This is a genomic window from Nocardia asiatica NBRC 100129 (assembly GCF_000308415.1).
Lineage (GTDB): Bacteria > Actinomycetota > Actinomycetes > Mycobacteriales > Mycobacteriaceae > Nocardia > Nocardia asiatica.
In genome coordinates, this window is record NZ_BAFS01000382.1 from 1 (window position 1) to 4,344 (window position 4,344).

Below are 4,344 nucleotides of genomic sequence, written 5' to 3' on the forward strand. Positions count from 1 at the left end.
CGAGTGTTCGGACTCTTCGGCGGCGTGATATCGACGCCGTGGTCTTGGTTCCCCGGAGCTGCCGAGGCAACCTCGGCTGACCGGTGAACCGCAGTGATGCTAGACCTTCCATTCGGATGGAAGGTCAAACCGCGTCGACTGCCAGCGATCGCTGGATCGGGGCGAGGGGATGCCGAGGAGTCAACGATTGTCTGGGTCTGCATCGGTGTTGCGCCGGCTCGGACCCGGGCTGTGGTTTTCCCTGGCGGCGGGTTTGTCGTTGTCATCGCCTGCTCGGAGGGCGTTCAGTTCGCGGGTCAGTTCCGTGATCTGTTCCTCGACGCCGGTCGCGGCGCGCTGCCGGTGGCGCATCGGCCGGACACAGGTGAAGTAGGTGGTCGTCGCCGCCGCGGCGGCCAGGATCGCGGCATACCAGGTGGGTGTCACGAGGAATTCCCAGGCCGGTGTTCGGCTTGCCGATCGGCTTTCAGGTGTTCGATTTCGGCGCGCAGCGTGTCGAGTTCGATCTGTCGGGTGTCGTCGCCGCTGTCGTGGCGGTTTCCGCGCATCATCATGAACATCATCGCGCCCATGCCTATGGGGCAGGCGAGGACGGCGAGGGTGAGCAGTACGGAGTCCATTTGTCGTTCCGTTTCCGACTCGAGGTGAACCCGGATGTCCGGGTTCAGCGAACGTGGTGGGGTCGCCCCGGTGGGTCGGCCGTGCACGGCAGCAGTTGCTGGGCTGCGCCTGCGGCGGCCGACCCCAGGGGGCTGGGCGGTCGTCAGGAGTCGACCGTGGCGGTGTAGCCGAGTTCGGCGATGGCCGCGATGACATCGCCGGGGGTGGTGGCGGTGTCGAGGTCGACGGTGGTGCGGTTGTTCTTGCGGGAGGTTTGCGTGCTGCGCACGCCGGGGAGGTCTTGCAGGGTGTCGTCGATGAGCAGCGCGCAGCTGCCGCAGTGCATGCCCTCGACCCGGAAAACATGTGTGGCCATAGGTTCAGCTCCTTTGTCAGGCGATGGTGAGCAGGCCGGAGTACATGCCCATGCCGCAGGTGTAGTCCAGGCGGCCGGGTTGCAGGATCCCGAGGTCGATGCGGGTCTCACCGGTGCTGGGCAGGACCTTCTGGATGCCGAGGCTGGGGATGACCAGCGACCGGATGCAGCCCTGGGTGCCGTTGGTCTTGACCACCAGGGTGGTCGGGACACCGGACTTCGCTTCGACATTGCCGGGGGTGTAGGCGCCGGTGCGGGCGGTGATCGTCACGATCTGTGCGCCGTCGGTGACGGTCGCGGCGGAGGCGTCAGCCGTGGGTTGGCTGGCGCCGAATGCCTCGGCGATGCGTCCGGCGGCCAGCGGGGAGCCGGCGAGTTCGAGTCCGCCGTTGAGGGTGTAGAAGCCCATCCCGAGCACCACCAGCCCGGTCGCCACCGCCAGCCGACCACGCCACACGGTGGCCGCGACCCGGGCCGCGTACCCCAGCACGGCGAACAACGGTCCGGTGCCGAGCACGAATACCGCCATGGCCGCCGCACCCCACAGCGGTGACCCGGACGCGAGGGCGAGGGCTTCCACCGACAGGGTGATCCCGCACGGGAGCAGGATCGTCAGCACACCGAGCACCGCGGGCGCGAACGCGGTATGCAGGCGAGCTCCGCTGCGCACAACCCGCATCCAGGAGGCGGGTGGTTCCACGACGATGCCGCGGAAGCCGGGCACACCGAGCTGCGCGAGGCCGAACACGATGATCAGCAGCCCGGCACCGATCTGCAACCAGGTCCGTGTACCGATCGACAGCTGCACGGCACCGCCGAGGGCGCCGAGCGCGGCACCGAGCAGGGTGTGGGAGAGCAGCTTTCCGGCGAGGAAACCACCGACCGGTGCCAGGTCGTCACCAAGGCGGGTCCAGATCCGCGGTGGGGATTCGACAGCGACCGGCTTCTCGGCTGTGGCCGCTGCGGAGGTGGCGCGTTGACGGGTGATGACACCGGTCAACAGACCACCCTGGACGGCGGCACACGAGATGCCGCCGGCAAACAGACCGGTGGCGAGGACGGGGACGAGATTCACGAAACGAACTCCTGCGTGAGGGTAGGTACGAACAGACACAGACGCTCCCGCGGCGTTGATCGAACGCACGACGGGAATGGGTCGGTCGCAGAGCGACGGACCCGCGGCATCTGCGGTTTATGTCCGCAGCACGCAGAGTTCAGCGAGGCTGGGCGGGCGCGGCAGCACCGCGCGTGGCTCCGGCCCCGCCAGCGGAAGGGGAAGACGAATCGCGCAGGCGCGCCAATGGGAGCGCAGTAACGCCACACCGGCCAGCAACGCCAGGAACACCGCCAGACAGGCCATCACAATCCCGGCCGGGACTGCCGGCGGTGATTGGTCCGATCCGGTCGTCACCGGTGCGGCATCGGTCTGGAACATCACCGCACCGTGATCGTGATCGGCGTGGTTCATGCCCTGGTCGGCGCCGGCTTGTGCCGGACCGCAGTGACCGGCCGCCGCGGCAGCGGCCGTCATGGACATGTCCATCGGCGCACTGGCCTGGCAGTGCCCGCTCTGGATCAGTGCGATCCCGACCAGCGCCGCCAGCACGACGACGAGCCGGAGAATTCCGGCTCGCCGCACTGCGGGCGTAGGTCTGGTCACGACCGCGATCCTACTAGTCACATCATGGACCGTGCGGGTGTGGGCGTGTCCGTATCGGCGACGCCTCGCGGGGGCCCGCCGGTGAGGGTGAGGGTTTGAAACGACGCAGGTTATCGGCCTTGCGGTGCCGGGATTGGTCAGGTGTGTGACGGTCCGGGGGTGACCCGCAGCACGGCGCGCAGCGCCGCGGCCGAGTGCACGCCGTCGAGTCTCCCGGTACCGGTCGGGTACAAGCGGCACGACAGGCTCGGGGTCTGTCCCGGGGTCGCGAACAGGTCGCGGCCATCGATGAGCAGGGTGGGTGATCCGCTCATCCCGGCCGCAGCAGCTTCGTCGGCGTCGCCGATCATCCGATGGACGATCTCCAGTGCCATGGGCACATCCGCGGCCACCTGCCGAAGGCGCTGTTCGAGTACCGCCGCGCCGGGGCAGGCGGGGACCTCGAGGATCTCCAATTTCACCCCGTGGTCCTCCGGACAGCAACAAAGCCAGTACCTGCTGCCCGGCCGCCGCGACCGAGGAGTGCTGCTGACGGCCGATTGGGCAGGATCAGCGTCGCGACACCGGCGCCGAACACCAGCGTCGCCGGCACGACCCCGCCGCGGTGCCGGAATCCGGTGGCCAGGTATGCGGGCAGCATCACCGACACTTCGCTCATGACCGTCCGCCTCCTTCGCGCATGGTCACATCATCCGGTCCACGGGGTGGTGAGCAATTCGGCGTGCGCCTGCTGGTTGATCTCCAACACCAGCAACCCGATCGCCGCGGCTGGCACCGCGACACGGCGCGGCACCGCGAAGGTGACCCAGCGGCCGGTGGGCCGTCCGGCCACGGCCCGCACGGTGAGCAGCGCGGCCCCCAGCAGCGCCACCGCGGTCAATGTCAGCGAGGCGAGGCTTTCGGTGTGCCAGAAACCGGTGTGGTTCATTGGCGTTGGGCCTTGCGTACCCAGTGCGCGACGCTGCGTTCGAGCACGTCGCGTTCCTCTACCAGCGCCGCGTTCTCCACCCGCAGGCGTTCGAGTTCGGCGCGTTCGGCATCATCGAGTCCACTCCCGCCGGGTACGCCCGACAACCGTGCGCCGGCTGCAACCGTGGCGGGCTCGGTAGCCGGTTCCTCGACGGGCGTCGAGGAGAATCCGCGTAGCCGGAGACTGTTGGAGACGACGAACACACTGGAGAATGCCATCGCGGTTCCCGCGATGAGCGGGTTCAGCAGCCCGAGTGCGGCCAGGGGCAGGGCGGCGATGTTGTAGGCGAATGCCCAGAACAGGTTGCCCTTGATCGTGCGCAATGTCTGGCGTGCCAATCGGATCGCGTCGACCGCGGCCATCAGGTCCCCGCGGACCAGGGTCAGGTCGGAGGCTTCGATAGCGACGTCGGTGCCGGTGCCCATCGCCAATCCGAGGTCGGCCTGGGCTAGTGCGGCGGCGTCGTTGACGCCGTCGCCGACCATCGCCACCACCTGGCCATCGCCCTGCAACCGGGTGATGACCTCGACCTTGTCCTTCGGTAGCACCTCGGCGATGACCTCGTCGATGCCGACCTCCGCAGCGATGGCATGGGCGGCGGTGTCGTTGTCCCCGGTCAGCAGCACCGGCCGCAGGCCGAGTTCCCGCAGGCGCCGGATCGCTTGCGCCGAGGTGGGTTTCACGGTGTCGGCGACCACCAGCACCGCTCGCGCCACCCCGTCCCAGGCGATCACGACA

8 protein-coding genes and 1 pseudogene are annotated in these 4,344 nt (G+C 68.6%); all 9 read right to left on the minus strand.

Going from position 1 to position 4,344, the window contains the following annotated elements; all coding sequences use genetic code 11:
- Positions 1–180: 180 nt before the first annotated feature.
- The gene (locus tag ON27_RS29705) at positions 181–426 is read right to left on the minus strand and encodes a hypothetical protein (protein WP_043735033.1); all 246 of its coding nucleotides are present in this window, start codon (positions 424–426) and stop codon (positions 181–183) included.
- Entirely contained in the window at positions 423–620 is a 198-nt protein-coding gene (locus ON27_RS29710) for a hypothetical protein (RefSeq protein ID WP_043735035.1), read from the minus strand. The genes ON27_RS29705 and ON27_RS29710 overlap by 4 nt, the downstream gene beginning before the upstream one ends.
- A gap of 143 nt (positions 621–763) precedes the next feature.
- Positions 764–976, minus strand: coding sequence for a heavy-metal-associated domain-containing protein (locus ON27_RS29715; RefSeq protein WP_043735038.1), 213 nt, complete (start codon positions 974–976; stop codon positions 764–766).
- A gap of 16 nt (positions 977–992) precedes the next feature.
- Positions 993–2,051: an urease accessory protein UreH domain-containing protein gene (locus ON27_RS29720; protein WP_043735041.1), complete on the minus strand. Its 1,059-nt coding sequence runs from the start codon at positions 2,049–2,051 to the stop codon at positions 993–995.
- 117 nt (positions 2,052–2,168) lie between these two features.
- On the minus strand, positions 2,169–2,636 hold the full coding sequence (locus ON27_RS29725; RefSeq protein WP_157227403.1) for a hypothetical protein: 468 nt from the start codon (positions 2,634–2,636) through the stop codon (positions 2,169–2,171).
- A gap of 137 nt (positions 2,637–2,773) precedes the next feature.
- Entirely contained in the window at positions 2,774–3,097 is a 324-nt protein-coding gene (locus ON27_RS29730) for a hypothetical protein (protein ID WP_043735046.1), read from the minus strand.
- A complete protein-coding gene (locus ON27_RS44430; RefSeq protein ID WP_083887877.1) occupies positions 3,094–3,294 on the minus strand; it encodes a hypothetical protein in 201 nt (66 codons plus the stop codon). Before ON27_RS44430 ends, ON27_RS29730 begins: the two co-directional genes overlap by 4 nt.
- Before the next feature lie 30 nt (positions 3,295–3,324).
- Positions 3,325–3,564: a hypothetical protein gene (locus ON27_RS29735; RefSeq protein WP_051047106.1), complete on the minus strand. Its 240-nt coding sequence runs from the start codon at positions 3,562–3,564 to the stop codon at positions 3,325–3,327.
- A gap of 197 nt (positions 3,565–3,761) precedes the next feature.
- Positions 3,762–4,344 (minus strand): annotated as a pseudogene (locus ON27_RS29740) (HAD-IC family P-type ATPase); the annotation flags it as partial.